Annotated in this window: 1 protein-coding gene; it reads left to right on the top strand. The window is 45.6% G+C overall.

Features of this window, described 5'->3' with window-relative positions:
- Positions 1 to 615 precede the first annotated feature (615 nt).
- A complete protein-coding gene (locus tag B5F71_RS19395) occupies positions 616 to 1,434 on the top strand; it encodes a carboxymuconolactone decarboxylase family protein (protein WP_206423873.1) in 819 nt (272 codons plus the stop codon).
- Positions 1,435 to 1,587 lie beyond the last annotated feature (153 nt).

Below are 1,587 nucleotides of genomic sequence, written 5' to 3'. Positions count from 1 at the left end.
CTTCGGCATCCTTGAGCCCAAATCATTAAAAATGATTTGTTTCATGACTTCCTTTTGTCTTAATAAATAATACGATTTTCCTCCGTCCAGCCAAGGCAATGCCAGCGTCCAGAGGTGGCAATCACTCAGTTTTTGCGCGTATGTTTTTTCTTTCGGCTGAGGATTCCTCTTGCAGGTGTTTGTAAAGCACTTGCTGGTCGGAAGTCAGCACAGCCGCAATGTCTGTTATCAGCTTTTCCATTGCTTCTTTACGCTTTTCTTTGGGGGCGGTGTCTATGCAATGTGACGCAGGAACTTGCAGTCAATGCTATCATAGCCATTATCGCCATTCCCAGTTTTCTAGTTAGTCTCATACTGTTCAATGTTTTAAGTTATACATTCATGTTGTCCGTTCCCGTTCGTAAGCTCGTTTGAGCGGACGTTCTGCTTATAAGACCCGGCAAAGTAATAAAAGTAAAAAACGTTCATGCAATTTTTTGAATATTCCATAGATTTCTGTAAATCTGGTACAATCATCTGTGATTTGGTTAGGCGGTATATCGTGGAAAGGGGGTATTTTTGTATCAAGTAATAATCATAAAAATCTTGACTCCTATGAAATCTATTCAACTGAACATCAGGAAAGTCATCCTTTTGGGGATGCTTGTATCAACAACTAATATTCAAATGACTATGGCACAAGAAAAGATTACACAGACTGCCGGACGTGTGCAGTTGGGAGAATTTGCCCCCGAATTTGCAAAGGTAAACGATGATATCCTTTTTGGAGAAGTATGGAACCGTCCCGGGCTGAGTCCGCACGACCGCAGCATGATTACAATTGCTACACTGGTAGGAAAAGGCATTATCGACTCTTCACTTACGCATCATTTGCAGTTTGCCAAGAGCAACGGCGTGACCCGTACCGAGATTTCCGAACTGTTGACCCACGTGGCTTTCTATGCCGGATGGCCCAATGCATGGGGAGCTTTCCGTCTGGCGAAAGACGTATGGGCGGAAGATGTGGCGGACGATAACGGAAAGGCAGCTTTCCAGCGCGAAATGATTTTCCCTATCGGCGAGCCCAACACGGCATACGCACAGTATTTTATCGGAAACAGTTATCTTGCCCGTGTGTCGGGTGAACAAGTTCCTTTCTCGAATGTGACCTTCGAGCCGCGCTGCCGTAACAACTGGCACATTCATCATGCCACGAAGGGAGGTGGTCAGATGTTGGTTTGTGTAGCCGGACGCGGCTGGTATCAGGAAGAAGGGAAGCCTGCCGTACAGATGCTTCCAGGCGATGTGATACACATTCCGGCGAATGTAAAGCACTGGCATGGAGCGGCAGCCGACAGTTGGTTTGCACACCTCGCTTTCGAAGTTCCCGGAGAAAACACTTCCAACGAATGGCTGGAACCTGTTACGGACGAGGAATACGATAAGCTGAAATAAAAAACGCCGTAGATTCTCATTTTTTCACCACAGATTACGCAGATTAAGAAGCTGTTTTGAATTTCTCCAAAAAGTTTTTCTTGGCTTGATGTGTTCGTTTTCGTGTGTGCTTTGGGCGATTTTTTGGTCCTTTCCGCTTCTGTTCTTCGTCAG

The sequence above is a fragment of the Bacteroides sp. An269 genome (genome assembly GCF_002159755.1).
In the GTDB taxonomy this organism is placed as follows: Bacteria; Bacteroidota; Bacteroidia; order Bacteroidales; family Bacteroidaceae; genus Phocaeicola; species Phocaeicola intestinalis.
Note: the sequence above shows the minus strand (reverse complement) of the source record. Positions and strands in the feature narration are given on the sequence as shown.